Origin of the sequence: Bradyrhizobium sp. SPXBL-02, assembly GCF_051853065.1 — a bacterium.
GTDB lineage: Bacteria > Pseudomonadota > Alphaproteobacteria > Rhizobiales > Xanthobacteraceae > Bradyrhizobium.
Genome location: NZ_CP182474.1, coordinates 3,954,304 through 3,970,140, shown reverse-complemented (window position 1 = coordinate 3,970,140; position 15,837 = coordinate 3,954,304). Strand labels below are relative to the sequence as shown.

The window sequence follows — 15,837 nt, the reverse complement described above, 5'->3', positions numbered from 1 at the left end:
ATCATCCGCGAAGGCGGATGATCCAGTATTCCAGAGACGGCCGTGATTCCTCGATAGGCTGCAGCGTACTGGATTCCCCGCTTTCGCGGGGAATGACAGTAGAGCCAGCCGCCCCTACTCCGCCGGCTTGGCCGGCGTCGACACGTCGGTGCCGGTGGCTTGCGACGAGGCCGCCGCCTTCTTCTCCACCATCGCCACCGCGATGATCGAGCCCTCGTAGAGCGCCATCAGGGGGATCGCGAGCGAGCACTGGCTGAGCACGTCGGGTGGCGTCAGCACGGCCGCGATCACGAAGGCCATCACGATGAAATAGCGCCGCTTCTCGCGCAGCATCTTCGAGCTCACGATGCCGATCCGTCCGAGCAGCGTCAGGATCACCGGCAGCTGGAAGGCGATGCCGAAGGCGAAGATCAGCGACATCATCAGCGACAGATATTCGCCGACCTTGGGCAACAGCTGAATCTGCGCGGTCTCGTCGCCGCCGGCCTGCTGCATGCCGAGCGAGAAGCGCACCAGCATCGGCAGCACGACGAAATAGACCAGCGCCGCGCCGAGCACAAAGAAGAACGGGGTCGCGACCAGATACGGCAGGAAGGCCTGCTTCTCGTGCTTGTAGAGTCCGGGCGCGACGAATTTGTAGATCTGCGTCGCCACGATCGGGAACGAGATGAAGCCTGCGCCGAACAGGGCGAGCTTGAGTTGGGTGATGAAATATTCCAGCAGCGCCGTGTAGATGAATTTCGAATTCTCGGGACCTGCGATCCACACGAACGGCCAGACCAGCACGTTGTAGATCTGCTTGGCGAAGAAGAAGCAGAAGATGAAGGCCACGCCAAAGCCGAGCAACGCCTTGATCAGCCGCGAGCGCAGCTCGATCAGGTGGTCCATCAGCGGGGCTTTGCTGGCCTCGATATCGGCGTCGGTCATGACGCTTTGGCGTCCTTGATCGCTTCGGATGGCGCGGTGTCCTGCGCAACCGTCGCCTGTTCGACCTCACGGGTGATCGCGAGCGGCTCGTTCGCGGCCGCATGCGCTTCGGCTTCCATGAAGGTCGAAGGCGTTGGGCTCTCCGGTGTCGTGGGCGTGACGGGCGGATCGACGGCCGTGGCGGCCGACGGCTCGGCCGGCTTGTCCAGCGCATCGACGCGAAGCGCGTCGCTCACGTCCTTCTGGAGCGAGGTCAGCGGATTAAATCCCGTGGCGGCTTCCTTGACCTCGTCGAAGCTCTTCTTGAGGTCGGCGATCTCGGCCTCGCGCATCGCCTCCTGGAATTGGCCCTGGAATTCGGCGGCCATCTTGCGCGCCTTGCCCATCCACTGCCCGACCATGCGCAGCACGCCCGGCAGCTCTTTCGGGCCGATGGCGATCAGGGCCACGACCCCGATGAGGACCAGTTCACTCCACCCGATGTCGAACATGAGGTCTTCCGTTCACGCGAAGCCGGAGCCGGCCCAATCCCTTGCGCGCAGGATCGGGGCCGCTACCCGCGTCTCGCGTGCTGCTTCCGGCTCAGACGGCCTTGCTGCCGACGTCGGACCGTGCCGCGGTCGGCGCCGCATTGTGCTCGATCGACTTGGCCGGCTCGGGCTTCTCGGCAGGCTTGTCGTCGTCCTGCATGCCCTTCTTGAACGCCTTGATGCCCTGCGCCACGTCGCCCATCAGATCCGAAATCTTGCCGCGGCCGAACAGCAGCAGGACCACTGCGATCACCAAGATCCAGTGCCAAATGCTGAGTGAACCCATCCTGCAACCCTCCAAACGCGCATGGCCGGGGACCCGGCCGATCTTCACCGAAACCTAGGCTTGGCAGGTCTCAAAAACAAGGACCAAGGCGGCGCCAATTCGCTGTCGGCGCTACGCAATCTTGCTAGTGTTAACTGTCGCAGGGGCCCGTATTTCGCCGGGGCGTCACTCTTCGGTGCCGCCCTCGCCGCCCCCCTCATTGCCGCCATCCGGCGGGCTCTCGGGCTCGACCGCAGGCGCGAGCGCGAGATCGAGGTCATCGCCCGGTTCCAGCGGATCCTCGTCCTCACGCAGGGCCGGATCATCCGACGGCGTCGGCACGCTGAAGCCGGTCGGGAGGCGCGAATCCAGGAGGCCAGTGCCCTTGAGCTCTTCCAGGCCCGGGAGGTCGCCGAGCTGCTCCAGGGTGAACTGCGACAGGAACTCCTCCGTGGTTCCGAAGGTGAGCGGACGGCCGGGCGTCTTGCGACGGCCGCGCGGCTTGATCCAGCCGGTCTCCAGCAGCACGTCGAGCGTGCCCTTCGACGTGACGACGCCGCGGATCTCCTCGATCTCGGCCCGCGTCACCGGCTGGTGATAGGCGATGATCGCCAGCACCTCGATCGCGGCACGCGACAGGCGCCGGGTCTCGGTGCTCTCGCGCGTCATCAGCCAGGCCAGATCGCCGGCGGTGCGGAACGTCCATTTGTTTGCGACGCGGACGAGGTTGACGCCGCGCGAGGCATAATCGGCCTGCAATTGCTCGAGGGCCGCCTTGACGTCGACGCCTTCGGGCATGCGCTTGGCCAGCGTCGCGGTGTCCAGCGGTTCACTCGAGGCGAACAGCAGCGCCTCCAGCAGCCGCAATTCTTCGGGGCGCGCCTGGGATTCGTTCTCCATCGGCTCGGCCTCTTCTACCCGCACTTCAGCCAGGCTTGCCATGGTAGATTCTCCTTCTTGCACTTAAGCGACCGGCGCATCAGGCGCAGGAGCTGCGTCCGGGACCGGTTTTGGGCGCCCCTTCCGGAAATAGATCGGCGCAAACGCCTCTTTCTGATTCAACTCGAGCTGACCTTCGCGCACCAATTCGAGCGCGGCGGCAAAGCTCGAGGCGAACACCGTTGCGCGCTGAGTCGGGTCGGCGACATGCCGGATCAGGAAGTCGTCGAGAACACCCCAATCGTCCTGCTCGGTGATGCTGCCAACCAGCCGCTCCAGCGTGGCGCGTGCCTCGGCGAGCGACCACACCGTGCGCTTGGCCAGATGCACGCTCGCCAGCACACGCGACTGGCGCTGCGCGGCATAGGCGGTGAGCAGGTCGTAGAGCGTGGCCGTGTATTTCGGATGCTTGATCTCGGCGATGTGCTCGGGCTCGCCGCGCGGGAAGATGTCGCGCTGCAATTGCGGCCTGTTCATGAGCCGGTTGGCGGCTTCGCGAATGGCTTCCAGCCGGCGCAGGCGGTTGGCGAGCGCCGTCGCCATCTGCTCGGCGCTCGGGCCTTCCGCGCTCGGCGGCTCCGGCAGCAGCAGACGCGACTTCAGGAAGGCGAGCCATGCGGCCATCACCAGATAGTCCGCGGCGAGCTCCAGCCGGATCTTTCGCGCGGCTTCGATGAAATGGAGGTACTGGTCGGCGAGCGCCAGGATCGAGATCTTGGCGAGGTCGACCTTCTGCTGTCGCGCCAGCGCGAGCAACAAATCGAGTGGGCCCTCATAGCCCTCGACGTCCACCACCAACGCCGGCTCACCCTCGGCGAGCTCTGCGGGCCGCCCGGTTTCGAACGATAGGATTTCTGCGGTCATGCCGATGCCGTGTTTGCCCGTGCGATCAATGCGTCCAGCTCAGTGCGTGCGGCCACGCGGTCGAACGGCTGCGGCGGCTTGCGTGCGGCGAGCGCGGCTTTCGCCCGCTCCAACGCCCGGCCGGCCAGTTCAGGAGTCTGACTGGCGACGTCGCGCATCTCCTCGATGCTGCCGTTGCAATGCAGGGCCACGTCGCAGCCGGCCGCGAAGATCGCGCGGGTCCGCTCGGCGATATTCCCCGACAGCGCGTTCATCGACACGTCATCACTCATTAACAAACCCTGGAACCCGATTGCGCCGCGAATCACGTCAGCAATCATTGTCGCAGATGTCGTCGCCGGATGGGCGGGGTCGAAGGCGCTAAACACAACATGTGCAGTCATGGCCATCGGCAGATCAGCCAGCGGCTTGAACGCGGCGAAATCGGTCCGCTCCAGCTCGTCCCGGGGCGTGTCGACGGTTGGCAGCTTGAAATGGGTGTCGGCGGTGGCGCGGCCATGCCCGGGAATGTGCTTGAGCACCGGGAGCACGCCGCCCTGCTCCAGGCCCTCGGTGACTGCGCGGGCAATCGCCGCGACTTTGCCCGGCTCCGTGCCGTAGGCGCGGTTGCCGATGACCGCGTCAGCGCCCGGCACCGGCACGTCCGCCAGCGGCAGGCAATCCACGGTGATGCCGAGATCAACGAGATCGGCTGCGATCAGGCGCGCACTGAGGCGCGCCGCAGCGAGCCCGAGGGCCGAATCAGTGTCGTACAAATTCGCGAAAACGGCTCCCGGCGGATAAACCGGCCAGTGCGGCGGCCCTAGCCGCTGCACCCGTCCACCCTCCTGGTCGATCAGAACCGGCGCCTCGGGGGCATTCGCGACCGAACGTAATTCCGCAACCAACGCAGCAACTTGCGCCGGTGTCGCGACATTGCGCTTGAACAAGATGAAGCCCCATGGGCGTTCGGCACGGATAAACTCCCGCTCGGCGGCGGTCAGTTCCGTTCCGGATACGCCGGTAATGAAGGCCCGCGTGCTCATAACGGCCGATTAACCCTGCCCCGTCAGGGGGTCAAGGAAACCGCCGCTAATTCCTCTGGACGAAGCAGTCGGACAGCCCTGCGGCCTTCAGATTGTTGCAAGCCTGCGTCGCTTCCTGGACCGAGCCATAGGGTCCGGCGAAGGCGCGGTAGACGATCCCCTTGCCCTTATCGGTCAGATCGACCCGCTTGATCACCGGCGAGCGGGATCCGAGCACGCTGCCGTACTTGCCCTGAAGCACCCGGTAGGACGCGGCGGCGCTGTCCTCGCTCTGCTGCGAGGAGACTTGCACGATGTAGCCGCCGCCGCTGCTGGTGGGCGCAATCTGCGTCGGGTTGGTGGCCGCCATCCGCTGCGGCGGCTCGGCCGCCGGTGCCGATTGCGGCGCGAGCGACATCGGCTGGTTGGCACTGGCATTGGCCGAGGTCGGCGGATTGCGCGGCGCGGCGGGCGCAACTGGCGCGGCAACAGGCTTCGGCGCGGCGGCCGTCGGCTTGGCGGCAGCCGATTGCGGCACGGCGCTATCGGTCTGGTCACCCTTCACCGCCACGGTCCTGATCGGGCGCGGCGAATTGTTCGGCATGGTGCCGTTGCTTGGAGTCGGGCCCGCGCTCGGCGGCGGCACGGTGGACGGCGACACGCTCGCCACCGACGGCGGGTTCGCATTCTGGTTCAGCGGCGGGAACACCACGCGCGGCCCGCCCGCCTTGGCGTTGACGTCGACGGGCGCCTCCTCGCGCGGCACGATCTTTTCAGTGCCGTCACCGCTGACCATGCGGTCCGGCACCTTGGCCGCGGAGTCCGTCGGCGCCGGCACGATCTTGGTCGGCGTGTTGTCGGCCTTGATGATCGGCGGCTCGCCGCTGCGGGGCGAGCCGATATAGGTCTTGTAGGCAAACGCGGCGCCGGTGCCGACCACGGCAAGCGCCAGGATCGCCGCAACCGTCATCATGCCGCCGCGCTGCTTCTTCGGCTCCTCGACCTCGTCCTCGGGAAAGTCGCTTTGGTAGGCATAAGGGTCGTCGGGATAGGCCGGCTCGCGCTGAAAGTCCTGCTCGCCCGTCTCCAGCCGACCATAGAGCGCGTCGTCGTAGCGCGACGGATCGGGCTGCGCATACGGCTCCTGATACGACTGCTCCTGGTGGGCCTGACCGTGCTGCTGATAGGCCTGCTCCTGATAAGTCTGATCTTGATAGGAGTGGTCCTGGTAGGCCTGAGGCTGATGAACGACAGGCTCGGGCGCGGCAGGCTTGGCCGTGTAGCGATGCAGCGGGTGAACCGGGCTTACCGAAACGGGATAGTCAGGCTCCGGCGCCGGTGCCGGCTGCGGTTGCACGTTGGCGCGCCGCATCCATGAGGGCGGCCCGGGCGGCGGCACCTGCTCGGCGTAATCCTGCTGATCATCGACTTGGCGGTAATCGTCGTCCTGATAGCTCTGAGAGGGCGCTGCCGGCGGACGTGCCGTCGGCCGCGACTGCGCGGCGAACGGATCGGTCTGCCCGATCAGACGGGCGAGCTCGGCCAAGGGATCGCTTTCCGCCTTCCCATGCTGATCGCGACCGCGACCATAGTCATCGGAAGGAAACGGTCTGTCCTGATATCGTTCGGCCATCGTGATGATGCGTCCCTTCGGGAAAGCCGCGCGCCCCTCGACCAAGGCACGGCTTTCGACCCACAAGGCTTTCAACCAAGTCTAAGCGATCCGGCTTCTGCCGGTTACCCCCGAATTCCCCTTAAGTAGTTCGCCCCAAACTACCGCATCTCGTCCGGGGCATGGACGCCGAGGATGGCGAGGCCCGATGCCAGGACCGAGACGACGCCCTGGACCATTGCCAATCGCGCCTTTGTAAGATCTGCATCATTATTGATAATGAAGCGTAAATAGGGCAAATCGCGCCCTTTCGTCCAAAGTGCGTGAAATTCGCTCGCTAAGTCATAGAGATAGAAGGCAATTCGGTGCGGCTCATGGGCCGCGGCGGCAGCCTCGAGCATGCGCGGATAAATTGCGAGGCGCTTAAGAAGATCGAGTTCGACCGGGTCCGACAGCCGCTCCACCGCCGACTCAGCAAGCCATGCGATCCGCGCGCCGGCATCCTCCGGGAGTTCCGGGAACACCTCGGCGCGGGCGTTGCGGAAGATCGAGTGGCCGCGGGCGTGGCCGTATTGGACGTAGAACACCGGGTTGTCGCGCGACTGTTCCATGACCTTGGCGAGGTCGAAATCGAGCACCGCGTCGTTCTTCCGGTACAGCATCATGAAGCGGACGGCGTCCTGGCCGACTTCATCCACCACCTCACGCAAGGTGACGAAGTCCCCGCTCCGCTTGGACATCTTCACCGGCTCGCCGTTGCGCAAGAGCTTCACGAGCTGGACGATCTTGACGTCGAGTGATCCCTTGCCTGAGGTCGTCGCTTTCACGGCGGCCTGCATGCGCTTGATGTAGCCGCCATGATCGGCGCCCCAGACGTCGATCATCTCGGCAAAGCCGCGGTCGAACTTGTTCTTGTGATAGGCAATGTCGGAGGCGAAGTAGGTGTAGGAATTGTCCGATTTGATCAGCGGGCGATCGACGTCGTCGCCGTAGGCGGTCGCCCTGAACAGCAGCTGCTCGCGGTCTTCCCAATCCTCGACCGGCGCGCCCTTCGGCGGCGGCAGGCGTCCCTCATAGATGTCGCCCTTGGCGCGCAGGAAGTCGATGGTCTCGGCAACCCTGTTGTTGCCGGTCTCGATCAGCGAGCGCTCGGAGAAGAACACGTCGTGGCGGATGTTGAGCGCGGCGAGATCGTCCTTGATCTCGTCCATCATCATCGCGATCGCCTTGGCGCGCACGATCGGCAGCCACTCGGCCTCACTTCTGGCGAGCAGCTTGTCGCCGTGCTCTTTCGCCAGCGCCTCGCCGACCGGCTTCAGATAGTCGCCGGGATAGAGCCCTTCCGGAATGGCCCCGATGTCCTCGCCGAGCGCCTCGCGATACCTCAGGAAGGCCGAGCGCGCGAGCACGTCGACCTGGGCGCCGGCATCGTTGATGTAATATTCGCGCGTGACGTCGTGGCCGGCGAACTGGAGCAGGCTCGCCAGCGCGTCGCCGAACACGGCGCCGCGGCAATGGCCGACATGCATCGGTCCGGTCGGATTGGCCGAGACGTATTCGACATTGACCTTGGAGCCGCCGTGGATGCGGCCGTAATCGGCACCTTCGCGCAGCACGGTACGCAGCGCCTCGGCCCAGGCAGCCGGCTTCAGCGTCAGATTGATGAAGCCGGGACCGGCGACATCGACCTTGGCGATCAGCGCGTCGGAACGCAGCCGTTCGGCAATCTGCTCGGCGAGATCGCGCGGCTTTGCCTTTGCCTCTTTCGCAAGCACCATGGCGGCATTGGTCGCCATGTCGCCATGGGAGGCATCGCGCGGCGGCTCGACCACGACGCGGGAGAAATCGATGCCCTCGGGCCAGTTGGCGTCTGCCGCAAGCGCGCGGCAGGCAGCGTGCACGCGTGCGAGCACGTCGGCGAACAGATGCAGCGATGAGGATGTCTGGGGCATTGCCGCCGCCTAACGCAAATCCGGGGTCGAGTCAAAGAGCCGCTGGTGCTCGGTCAGGGCGAAGCGATCGGTCATTCCGGCAATGAAATTGCCGATCCGGCGGGCCCGGTCGCCCTCGTCGTCCGCCTCCGACCCCAGCAGCCATTCCGGCGGCAGCTCGCTGGGGGACTTCAGGTATTTCGCGAACAGATCGAACAGTATCTGCTCGGCCTCCCCCATCACTCGCATCACCCGCTCGTGGCGGTACATGTGCTGGTACAGGAAGGCCTTGATGGCGGCCTCTTCCTCCGCCACGTCGGCTGGAAACGCGACCAGCGCCTGGCTTTGCCGGCGGACGTCCTGGGCCGATTGCGGCTTCACGGCAGCGAGTTTCTTCCCTGTCTCCGCGAACACCGCGCCGATCAGGTGCGAGATCAGCTCGCGCACCAGTTCAGCACCGCGGCGGACGTCTTCAAGATCGGGATAATGTGCCGCAGTCTCGGCGATGATCTCCGCCGTCAGCGGCATCACCTTGAGATCGTCGAGGTGGAACAGGCCGGCGCGCAGGCCGTCATCGATGTCGTGGGCGTCATAGGCGATGTCATCGGCGATCGCGGCGACCTGCGCCTCCAGCGAGGCAAAGCTCCACAATTCGAGATCGTAGGTCTTGATGTACTCGGCAATCCCGACGGGAACGCCATGCTCGCGGTAGCGCCCGACCGGGGCGCCGCTGCGGTCGGTCAGCGGACCGTTGTGCTTGACGATGCCTTCCAGCGATTCCCAGGTCAGGTTGAGCCCGTCGAATTCGGGATAGCGGTGCTCGAGCGAAGCCACGACGCGCAGCGTCTGGGCATTGTGGTCGAAGCCCCCGAACTCCTTCAGGCACGCGGCCAGGGCCCGTTCCCCGGCATGCCCGAACGGCGGATGACCGAGGTCGTGCGCCAAGGCCAATGTCTCGGTGAGATCCTCGTCGAGCCCGAGTTGCCGGGCCAATGCGCGGGCGATCTGGGCCACCTCCAGCGAATGAGTCAGCCGGGTGCGGTAGTGGTCGCCCTCGTGGAACACGAACACCTGGGTCTTGTACTTCAGGCGACGGAACGCGGTGGAATGGATCACCCGGTCGCAATCTCGCCGGAACGGGCTGCGGGTCCGGCTCGGGGGCTCGGTGACCAGCCGGCCGCGGCTGCGGTCGGGGTCGCAGGCATAGGGCGCGCGGGGGGCTGCCATTCCGACGGACACGGCGAATTTAGTCCCTATCCATTTGATTCTGCGTATGGTGGCACTTAACTATGTCGGACGCGCGATACCAAATGAATTGGGTATGAGCGCGGGACTATCGGAGACCAGCAATGACGAGTGCCGTGACCATCAGCGACCGCGCCGCACGCCGGATTGGGGAGATCCTCAAGGGCGAAGGGTCGGGCGCGATGCTGCGCATCTCGGTCGAGGGCGGCGGCTGCTCGGGCTTCCAATACAAGTTCGACATCGACCGCGCCCGTACCGACGACGATCTCGTGATCGAGCAGGACAATGCGGTGGTGCTGGTCGACTCCGCCTCGCAGCCGTTCCTGGCGGGATCACAGGTCGATTTCGTCGATGACCTGATCGGCGCCTCGTTCCGCGTCAACAATCCGAATGCCACGGCGTCTTGCGGCTGCGGGACGAGCTTCTCGGTGTAGCGCGCTTACGCACCTGTTATCTGCCTTTCCTCGTCCGTCCACGCCACCTCGGTCGGCATCAAGTCCGGCTGGAGCGGTGCGTCCTCCGACATGACGTGGCCGTCTAGCGCCCGCAGGAGCGCTCCGATCAGCGCCGGCTTGCGCAGCGGCTTGGCCAGGAAGTCCGACATACCGGCTTCGCGGCAGATCTTGATGTCCTCGGGGAAGGCATTGGCGGTCAGCGCGATGATCGGCAAGGCTTCGAAGCGCCCGCCTTGCGCGCGGATCGCGCGGGTGGCGGCGAGCCCGTCCATGTCGGGCATGCGCACGTCCATCAGCACGACATCGTAATTGCCTTCGCAGGCTGCCGCTACGGCTTCGGTCCCGTCCGTGACGACCCGCAGCTCGACGTCGAAAGCCCCCAGCATCTTGCTCACGACCATGCGGTTGACCGCATCGTCTTCCGCGACCAGCACCTTCAGCGGCCGGTCGAGGCCGGCGATCCGGGCCTTGAGCTCGTCGGCTTCGTCGCGCCCGCCAGCCTGATCGGAGGCCTGCGCCTGGCTCCAGGGCAGCACCAGCGTGAAGCGGAAGGTCGAGCCCTCGCCCGGCGTCGAGGTGACGCCGATCGTGCCGCCCATTTGCTCGATGATCCGCCTGCTGATCGCAAGGCCGAGGCCAGTGCCGCCGAAGCGGCGGCTGATCGAGGCATCGGCCTGGGCGAAGTCGCTGAACAGCAGGCCGAGCTTGTCGGGTGCGATGCCGATCCCGCTGTCGGTCACCGTCCATTCGACGGTCGCGAGCAGGTCGCGCCGCGCCTGGCAGGTCGCCGATATCGTCACCTCCCCCTCGTCGGTGAACTTCACCGCGTTGGAGGCGAGGTTGAGCAGCACCTGGCGGATGCGCGCGACGTCGCCACGGAGTGTCGGCGGCAGGTTCGGATCGAGCTCGACCCTGATCGTGAGCCCCTTGCTCTTGGCGCCGGCGCGCACCACGGTCGCGACCGTCTCGGCCAGCGCCTGCGGCGCGAAGTCGATCGCCTCGAACTGAAAGCGGCCGGCTTCCAGCTTGGAGAGGTCGAGAATGTCGTTGAGGATGCGCTGGAGATTGTCGCCGGACTCGCGGATCGTGGTGACGGCCTCGCGCTGCTCCGGATCGAGTTTTGTCTCCAGCAGCATGCTGGCGAGCCCGAGCACGCCGTTCATGGGCGTTCGGATCTCGTGGCTCATCACCGCCAGGAAGTCGGACTTGGCGCGGCTCTCGGCCTCGGCCTTCTCGGCGCGCCAGCGCTCGGTGACGTCGCGGCCGAAGCCGCGATAGCCGAGGAAATGACCGTCACGGTCATGGGCGGGCTTCGCCGTCAGCGACCACAGCCGCGCCTCGCCGCCCGCGACGACCTTGAGGTTCATCTCGTGCAGCGGCTCGGCCTGCTCCATCAGGCCGACGATGTTGTAGGCGGCGCTCTTGTCCTCTGGGCAGAGCATGTCGAGCACGTCGGCGAATTGCGAGCCTTTCAGGAGCGGAAGCGGCAGTTGCGCGACGTCGGCGAAGCGTTGCGGCACGTCGACGAGGCGTCCCTCGGCATCGGTCTGCCAGAGCCAGTCGCTGGCGTTCTCCTGAAAGTCCTTCAGCAGCAGCGAGATGATCTCGGTCTGGCGCTCGAGCTCGAGTTGGGCCTTGAGATTGCCGAGGAAAAGGTTGCCCTGCGAGACGATGTTGCGCGCCATGAAGAACGCGAACAGCAGCAGGAACACCGCGGTCACCAGATAGGGTCCGGTGCCGCACAAAAGCAGCGCGCCGGCGCAGGCGATCGTCATGGTGGCGAGATAGACGAGGCCCGCGCGCGGGAAGGTCGAGAGCGTGAAGGCGCCGCCGGACATCATGCCGACCATCAGGCAGGCCAGGATCAATTGACTGGTCGGCTCGATGCGACTGAACAGAGCGAGCGGCAGCGCGCCCCAGATCGCGGCGAGAAAAAACGCCTGCCGCAGCGTCTGCTGCGCCGCGCGCGGCGATGCCTCCTGCGGCGGGTTCTGACGCGACTTGCGCCATGCGCGCACCGCGAGCGAGGCGGTGGCGGCGAGCGTCAGGCCCCAGATCGCAAGGAAGTCGTTCCAGCCCCTGCCCCAGAACAGGATCAGCACGATGGCGACGTTCAGCATCGTCACGGCCATCGTCACGGGGATCAGCTGGGTCACCGCGTCGATCTGCTTGGCGCGGATGCGGCGGATCTCGCGCTCGCTGAGATCGGCCGTCAGACCGTCCTCGATTTCGAAGCCGCCGAGCCAATACAGGAACGCGCCGAGCAGGCCGTCACGCGGCTGAGTTCGCTTCATCGCCTTGTCCGGCCATCCATCCGAGGAACCTCTTGATGATCAATGGCCTGCGGCCTGCTTAAGCCGGGTTAATTTTGTGGGAGATTTTGCGGCCGTCTTGACGGGCACGTTTGCATTTTGTTCTAACCAAGCCCCCTGCCCGGAGCCCTCCCAATGCCTATCAGAGTAGCCACCTGGAACGTGAACTCGGTCCGGCAGCGGATCGATCTGCTCCTGACCTGGCTGAAAGAGTGCCAGCCGGACATCGTCTGCCTGCAGGAGATCAAATGTGTCGACGAGGCCTTCCCGCGGCTGGAGATCGAGGCGCTCGGCTACAACGTGGTGACGCACGGGCAGAAGACGTTCAACGGCGTCGCCCTGCTATCCAAGCTCCGTTTCGACGAGACCAAGTCGGGCCTCGCCGGCGACGACGAGGATACCCATGCCCGCTTCCTAGAGGGCGTGGTGACGCTCAAGTCCGGCGTGCTGCGCATCGCCTGCCTCTACCTGCCCAATGGCAATCCGGTCGGGACCGACAAATATCCCTACAAGCTCAAATGGATGTCGCGGCTTCTTGATTATTCGAAGGAGCGACTCAAGGAGGAGGTCCCGCTGATCCTGGCCGGCGACTTCAACGTCATCCCGCATGCCCGCGACGTGCATAATCCGGCTGCCTGGACCGAGGACGCGCTGTTCAAGACCGAGACGCGCGAGAGCTTCCAGTCCCTGCTCGGCCTCGGCCTCACCGACGCCTTGCGCGCCGTCAGCGACGAGGGCGGGCTCTACACCTTCTGGGACTACCAGGCCGGGGCCTGGCAGAAGAACCAGGGGCTGCGGATCGATCATCTGCTGCTGTCGCCGCAGGCCAGCGACAGGCTCGCCAATTTCGGCATCGACAGCTACGTGCGCGGTTGGGAGAAGCCCTCGGACCACGTGCCGGTGTGGGCGGATCTGGATCTGGAGGCGGCGTAGGCCTTCGCAGAGTCGGTGGGAGCGAGCGGCAGTCGCAACTGCCGGTAGGGTGGGCTAAGCGAAGCGTGCCCACCATTCGCAATGGCGGAGAGAGATCGTGGGCACGGCGCCGAGGCGCCTTTGCCCACCCTACGAGACCGTGCTTACTCCCGACGCCCCTGCACCCACTGCTCCAGCATTTGCAGGGCCATGGCGCGGTCGTCGTCGGAGGCCTTCGCGAAGGCGCGGTTGTAGCTTTCCTTGATCCAGACCTCGTCGGCGCCGGCGCTGTCGCGCGCCAGCGTCAGCCACATCAGGCCGCGCGCGGCCTGCCGCGGCAGGCGGTCGCCGTTGAACAGCATCTGGCCGAGCAGCGCCTGGGCCTGGTGCTGGCCCTTCTGCGCGGCGAGGCCAAGCCAGCGCGCGCCATAGCGGTAGTCCTCGCGCGAGGCGTCCGGGGTCTTCAGGTACAGACGAGCGAGGTCGTACTGCGCGTCCGCATTGCCGAAATAGGATGCGGCATAGGAAAACATCTCCCGGGCGCGGTCCGGATCGGCCTTGACCTTCGAATTCGGGATGCCGGCCAGATAGTACCGGCCGAGCGCAACGAAGGCGTTGGCCACGATCTGCGCCTGCGGCGCCGACGGGCTGTCCTCGGCATGCGCGTTGGCGATCCGGCTGAAATATTCGAAGGCACGCAGATCGTCCTGGGCGACCCCGTCGCCGTTGGCGTACATGCGGCCGAGCTTCCACTGCGCGATCGGGTGGCCGCCCTCGGCAGCATATTGCAAGGCGCTGAGCGAGGTTTCCTGGGTCGCGACCGCAGGCGGAACCTTGGTGCGCACCGCACCCGCAGCGCCGGGCAAGGTCGTCACGACCGGGATGGTGGCGTCCTTCGGGTTGACCGGCGCACCGTCGAAGGCGAACGCCGGCGCGGCCAGCGCAGCCGCCCCCAACACAAACGCAACTGTGGCACGCCTAAATGTCCGCATAGCACTGTTTCTCGTGCGCGCCGCCCGGATGGGTCACTGCCCCTCCGATCGCCGGTCCAACCTGCTGAGCATATTTCCAGAGCGCACCCGACGTGTGGTTAGTCGCGCGGGCGCTCCATTTGGTTCTGCGCTGGGCGAGCTCGGCGTCGCTCAATTTTACGTCAAGGGTCCCATTGACCGCGTCGATCTCGATGATGTCGCCGTCCTCGAGCAGCCCGATCGGGCCGCCGACCGCCGCCTCCGGGCCGACATGGCCGATGCAGAAGCCGCGGGTGGCACCGGAGAAGCGGCCGTCGGTGATGAGCGCGATCTTGCCGCCCATGCCCTGGCCGGTCAGCGCTGCCGTGGTCTGGAGCATTTCCCGCATGCCGGGACCGCCCTTCGGCCCCTCGTAGCGGATCACGATGACTTCGCCTTCGCGATAGGTGCGGTTCTGGACCGCCTCGAACGCGTCCTCCTCACGGTCGAAGCACCTGGCCGGACCAGTAAACCTGAGGTTGGACATTCCCGCGACTTTCACGATCGCACCTTCTGGCGCCAAATTGCCCTTCAGACCGACCACACCGCCTGTCACGGTGATGGGCTTGTCCGCCGGATGCACCACGTCCTGGTGCGGATTCCATTTCACGCTCTTGAGGTTTTCAGCGATCGTGCGGCCCGTGACGGTAAGGCAATCACCGTGCAGGAAGCCGTTGTCGAGCAGCGTCTTCATCAGAAGCGGGATGCCACCTACTTCAAACATGTCTTTGGCGACATAACGGCCGCCCGGCTTCAAATCCGCGACATATGGTGTCTTTTTGAAGATTTCGGCGACGTCGAACAGGTCGAACTTGATGCCGACCTCGTGCGCGATCGCCGGCAGGTGCAGCGCAGCATTGGTCGAGCCGCCGGACGCCGCGACCACGGCGGCGGCATTCTCCAGCGCCTTGCGGGTGACGATGTCGCGCGGCCGGATGTTCTGGGCAATCAGGTCCATCACCTTCTCGCCCGCGGTCATGCAGAAGGCGTCGCGGATCTCGTACGGCGCCGGGGCACCGGCCGAGTACGGCAGCGCCAGCCCGATCGCCTCAGAGACGGTCGCCATGGTGTTGGCAGTGAACTGCGCGCCACAGGCACCGGCCGAGGGGCAAGCGACGCGCTCGATCTCGTCGAGGTCCTCGTCCGACATGGCCCCGACCGAGTGCTTGCCGACAGCCTCGAACATGTCCTGCACGGTGACCTGCTGCCCGCGGAAATTGCCGGGCAGGATCGAGCCGCCATAGATGAAGATCGAGGGCACGTTGAGGCGGACCATCGCCATCATCATGCCCGGCAGCGACTTGTCGCAGCCGGCGAGCCCGACCAGGGCGTCATAGGCGTGGCCGCGCACGGTCAGCTCGACCGAATCGGCAATGCACTCGCGCGACGGCAACGAGGAGCGCATGCCGTCGTGACCCATGGCGATGCCGTCGGTCACGGTGATGGTGCAGAATTCACGAGGTGTACCGCCGGCCGATGCCACGCCCTTCTTCACCGCCTGTGCCTGGCGCATCAGGGCGATGTTGCAGGGAGCGGCTTCATTCCAGCACGAGGCGACGCCGACGAAGGGCTGGTGGATCTGCTCGGTGGTCAGACCCATCGCGTAGAAATAGGACCGATGCGGCGCGCGCGCAGGGCCTTCCGTCACGTGACGGCTCGGCAGCCTCTGCTTGTCGATCTTCGCGCCCATCGCAACCAGTTTCCCTGGCCAACCCTTTCAGACCCGAAAAATCAGAGCCAAGATTTGAATCGACCTTGGGATTTTCTCGTCGCCTTCGAAGACCGCCGTTGCCGTTAGAAATTTAGAGCGATTTTATTCATGGTCGGGTGT

14 protein-coding genes are annotated in these 15,837 nt (G+C 65.5%); 2 read left to right on the top strand and 12 right to left on the bottom strand.

The genetic code is table 11. The features are described 5' to 3' along the window. Positions 1–114: 114 nt before the first annotated feature. From tatC to ACNJYD_RS18390, 9 genes are all read right to left on the bottom strand, one after another. Positions 115–927, bottom strand: coding sequence for a twin-arginine translocase subunit TatC (gene tatC, locus ACNJYD_RS18430; protein ID WP_172783667.1), 813 nt, complete (start codon positions 925–927; stop codon positions 115–117). Beyond that, complete coding sequence (gene tatB / locus ACNJYD_RS18425; protein ID WP_439367331.1) at positions 924–1,418, bottom strand: Sec-independent protein translocase protein TatB; 495 nt, start codon at positions 1,416–1,418, stop codon at positions 924–926. Before tatB ends, tatC begins: the two co-directional genes overlap by 4 nt. A gap of 91 nt (positions 1,419–1,509) precedes the next feature. Continuing rightward, positions 1,510–1,743, bottom strand: a complete 234-nt coding sequence (locus ACNJYD_RS18420; RefSeq protein ID WP_018642198.1) for a twin-arginine translocase TatA/TatE family subunit — start codon at positions 1,741–1,743, stop codon at positions 1,510–1,512. Between the two features lie 165 nt (positions 1,744–1,908). After that, positions 1,909–2,664 carry an SMC-Scp complex subunit ScpB gene (gene scpB, locus ACNJYD_RS18415; RefSeq protein ID WP_172783665.1) on the bottom strand — a complete coding sequence of 252 codons (756 nt, stop codon included), beginning with the start codon at positions 2,662–2,664 and terminating at the stop codon, positions 1,909–1,911. 21 nt (positions 2,665–2,685) lie between these two features. Further along, positions 2,686–3,525 carry a segregation and condensation protein A gene (locus ACNJYD_RS18410; RefSeq protein ID WP_172783664.1) on the bottom strand — a complete coding sequence of 280 codons (840 nt, stop codon included), beginning with the start codon at positions 3,523–3,525 and terminating at the stop codon, positions 2,686–2,688. Then, on the bottom strand, positions 3,522–4,550 hold the full coding sequence (gene nagZ, locus ACNJYD_RS18405; protein ID WP_212257179.1) for a beta-N-acetylhexosaminidase: 1,029 nt from the start codon (positions 4,548–4,550) through the stop codon (positions 3,522–3,524). The genes ACNJYD_RS18410 and nagZ overlap by 4 nt, the downstream gene beginning before the upstream one ends. A gap of 46 nt (positions 4,551–4,596) precedes the next feature. Continuing rightward, a complete protein-coding gene (locus ACNJYD_RS18400) occupies positions 4,597–6,162 on the bottom strand; it encodes an SPOR domain-containing protein (RefSeq protein ID WP_212257180.1) in 1,566 nt (521 codons plus the stop codon). A 140-nt stretch (positions 6,163–6,302) separates the two neighbouring features. Then, positions 6,303–8,093 carry an arginine--tRNA ligase gene (argS, locus tag ACNJYD_RS18395; RefSeq protein ID WP_439367326.1) on the bottom strand — a complete coding sequence of 597 codons (1,791 nt, stop codon included), beginning with the start codon at positions 8,091–8,093 and terminating at the stop codon, positions 6,303–6,305. A 9-nt stretch (positions 8,094–8,102) separates the two neighbouring features. Further along, positions 8,103–9,311: a deoxyguanosinetriphosphate triphosphohydrolase gene (locus ACNJYD_RS18390; RefSeq protein WP_439367323.1), complete on the bottom strand. Its 1,209-nt coding sequence runs from the start codon at positions 9,309–9,311 to the stop codon at positions 8,103–8,105. A gap of 110 nt (positions 9,312–9,421) precedes the next feature. On the opposite strand from ACNJYD_RS18390, the gene erpA reads away from it, so the two are divergent. Continuing rightward, positions 9,422–9,751, top strand: coding sequence for an iron-sulfur cluster insertion protein ErpA (gene erpA, locus ACNJYD_RS18385; RefSeq protein ID WP_172783659.1), 330 nt, complete (start codon positions 9,422–9,424; stop codon positions 9,749–9,751). A gap of 5 nt (positions 9,752–9,756) precedes the next feature. Here the strand turns inward: erpA and ACNJYD_RS18380 are convergent, their stop codons facing one another. Continuing rightward, positions 9,757–12,066: an ATP-binding protein gene (locus tag ACNJYD_RS18380; RefSeq protein WP_212257183.1), complete on the bottom strand. Its 2,310-nt coding sequence runs from the start codon at positions 12,064–12,066 to the stop codon at positions 9,757–9,759. A gap of 153 nt (positions 12,067–12,219) precedes the next feature. Between ACNJYD_RS18380 and xth the strand changes: the two genes are divergently transcribed. Continuing rightward, positions 12,220–13,017, top strand: a complete 798-nt coding sequence (gene xth, locus ACNJYD_RS18375; RefSeq protein WP_439367319.1) for an exodeoxyribonuclease III — start codon at positions 12,220–12,222, stop codon at positions 13,015–13,017. A gap of 143 nt (positions 13,018–13,160) precedes the next feature. Here xth and ACNJYD_RS18370 read toward each other — a convergent pair whose 3' ends face one another. Both ACNJYD_RS18370 and ilvD read right to left on the bottom strand, forming a co-directional pair. Then, positions 13,161–13,988, bottom strand: a complete 828-nt coding sequence (locus ACNJYD_RS18370; RefSeq protein ID WP_172783656.1) for a tetratricopeptide repeat protein — start codon at positions 13,986–13,988, stop codon at positions 13,161–13,163. Beyond that, positions 13,975–15,696: a dihydroxy-acid dehydratase gene (ilvD, locus tag ACNJYD_RS18365; protein WP_172783655.1), complete on the bottom strand. Its 1,722-nt coding sequence runs from the start codon at positions 15,694–15,696 to the stop codon at positions 13,975–13,977. The genes ACNJYD_RS18370 and ilvD overlap by 14 nt, the downstream gene beginning before the upstream one ends. Between the last annotated feature and the right edge of the window lie 141 nt (positions 15,697–15,837).

Excerpts from the sequence above, each read along its gene's own strand:
- ACNJYD_RS18380 (WP_212257183.1), bottom strand. The coding sequence starts at position 12,066 with ATGAAGCGAACTCAGCCGCGTGACGGCCTGCTCGGCGCGTTCCTGTAT.
- tatC (WP_172783667.1), bottom strand. The coding sequence starts at position 927 with ATGACCGACGCCGATATCGAGGCCAGCAAAGCCCCGCTGATGGACCAC.
- ACNJYD_RS18370 (WP_172783656.1), bottom strand. The coding sequence starts at position 13,988 with ATGCGGACATTTAGGCGTGCCACAGTTGCGTTTGTGTTGGGGGCGGCT.
- ACNJYD_RS18410 (WP_172783664.1), bottom strand. The coding sequence starts at position 3,525 with ATGACCGCAGAAATCCTATCGTTCGAAACCGGGCGGCCCGCAGAGCTC.
- ACNJYD_RS18400 (WP_212257180.1), bottom strand. The coding sequence starts at position 6,162 with ATGGCCGAACGATATCAGGACAGACCGTTTCCTTCCGATGACTATGGT.
- xth (WP_439367319.1), top strand. The coding sequence starts at position 12,220 with ATGCCTATCAGAGTAGCCACCTGGAACGTGAACTCGGTCCGGCAGCGG.
- nagZ (WP_212257179.1), bottom strand. The coding sequence starts at position 4,550 with ATGAGCACGCGGGCCTTCATTACCGGCGTATCCGGAACGGAACTGACC.
- ilvD (WP_172783655.1), bottom strand. The coding sequence starts at position 15,696 with ATGGGCGCGAAGATCGACAAGCAGAGGCTGCCGAGCCGTCACGTGACG.
- erpA (WP_172783659.1), top strand. The coding sequence starts at position 9,422 with ATGACGAGTGCCGTGACCATCAGCGACCGCGCCGCACGCCGGATTGGG.
- tatB (WP_439367331.1), bottom strand. The coding sequence starts at position 1,418 with ATGTTCGACATCGGGTGGAGTGAACTGGTCCTCATCGGGGTCGTGGCC.
- ACNJYD_RS18420 (WP_018642198.1), bottom strand. The coding sequence starts at position 1,743 with ATGGGTTCACTCAGCATTTGGCACTGGATCTTGGTGATCGCAGTGGTC.
- argS (WP_439367326.1), bottom strand. The coding sequence starts at position 8,093 with ATGCCCCAGACATCCTCATCGCTGCATCTGTTCGCCGACGTGCTCGCA.
- scpB (WP_172783665.1), bottom strand. The coding sequence starts at position 2,664 with ATGGCAAGCCTGGCTGAAGTGCGGGTAGAAGAGGCCGAGCCGATGGAG.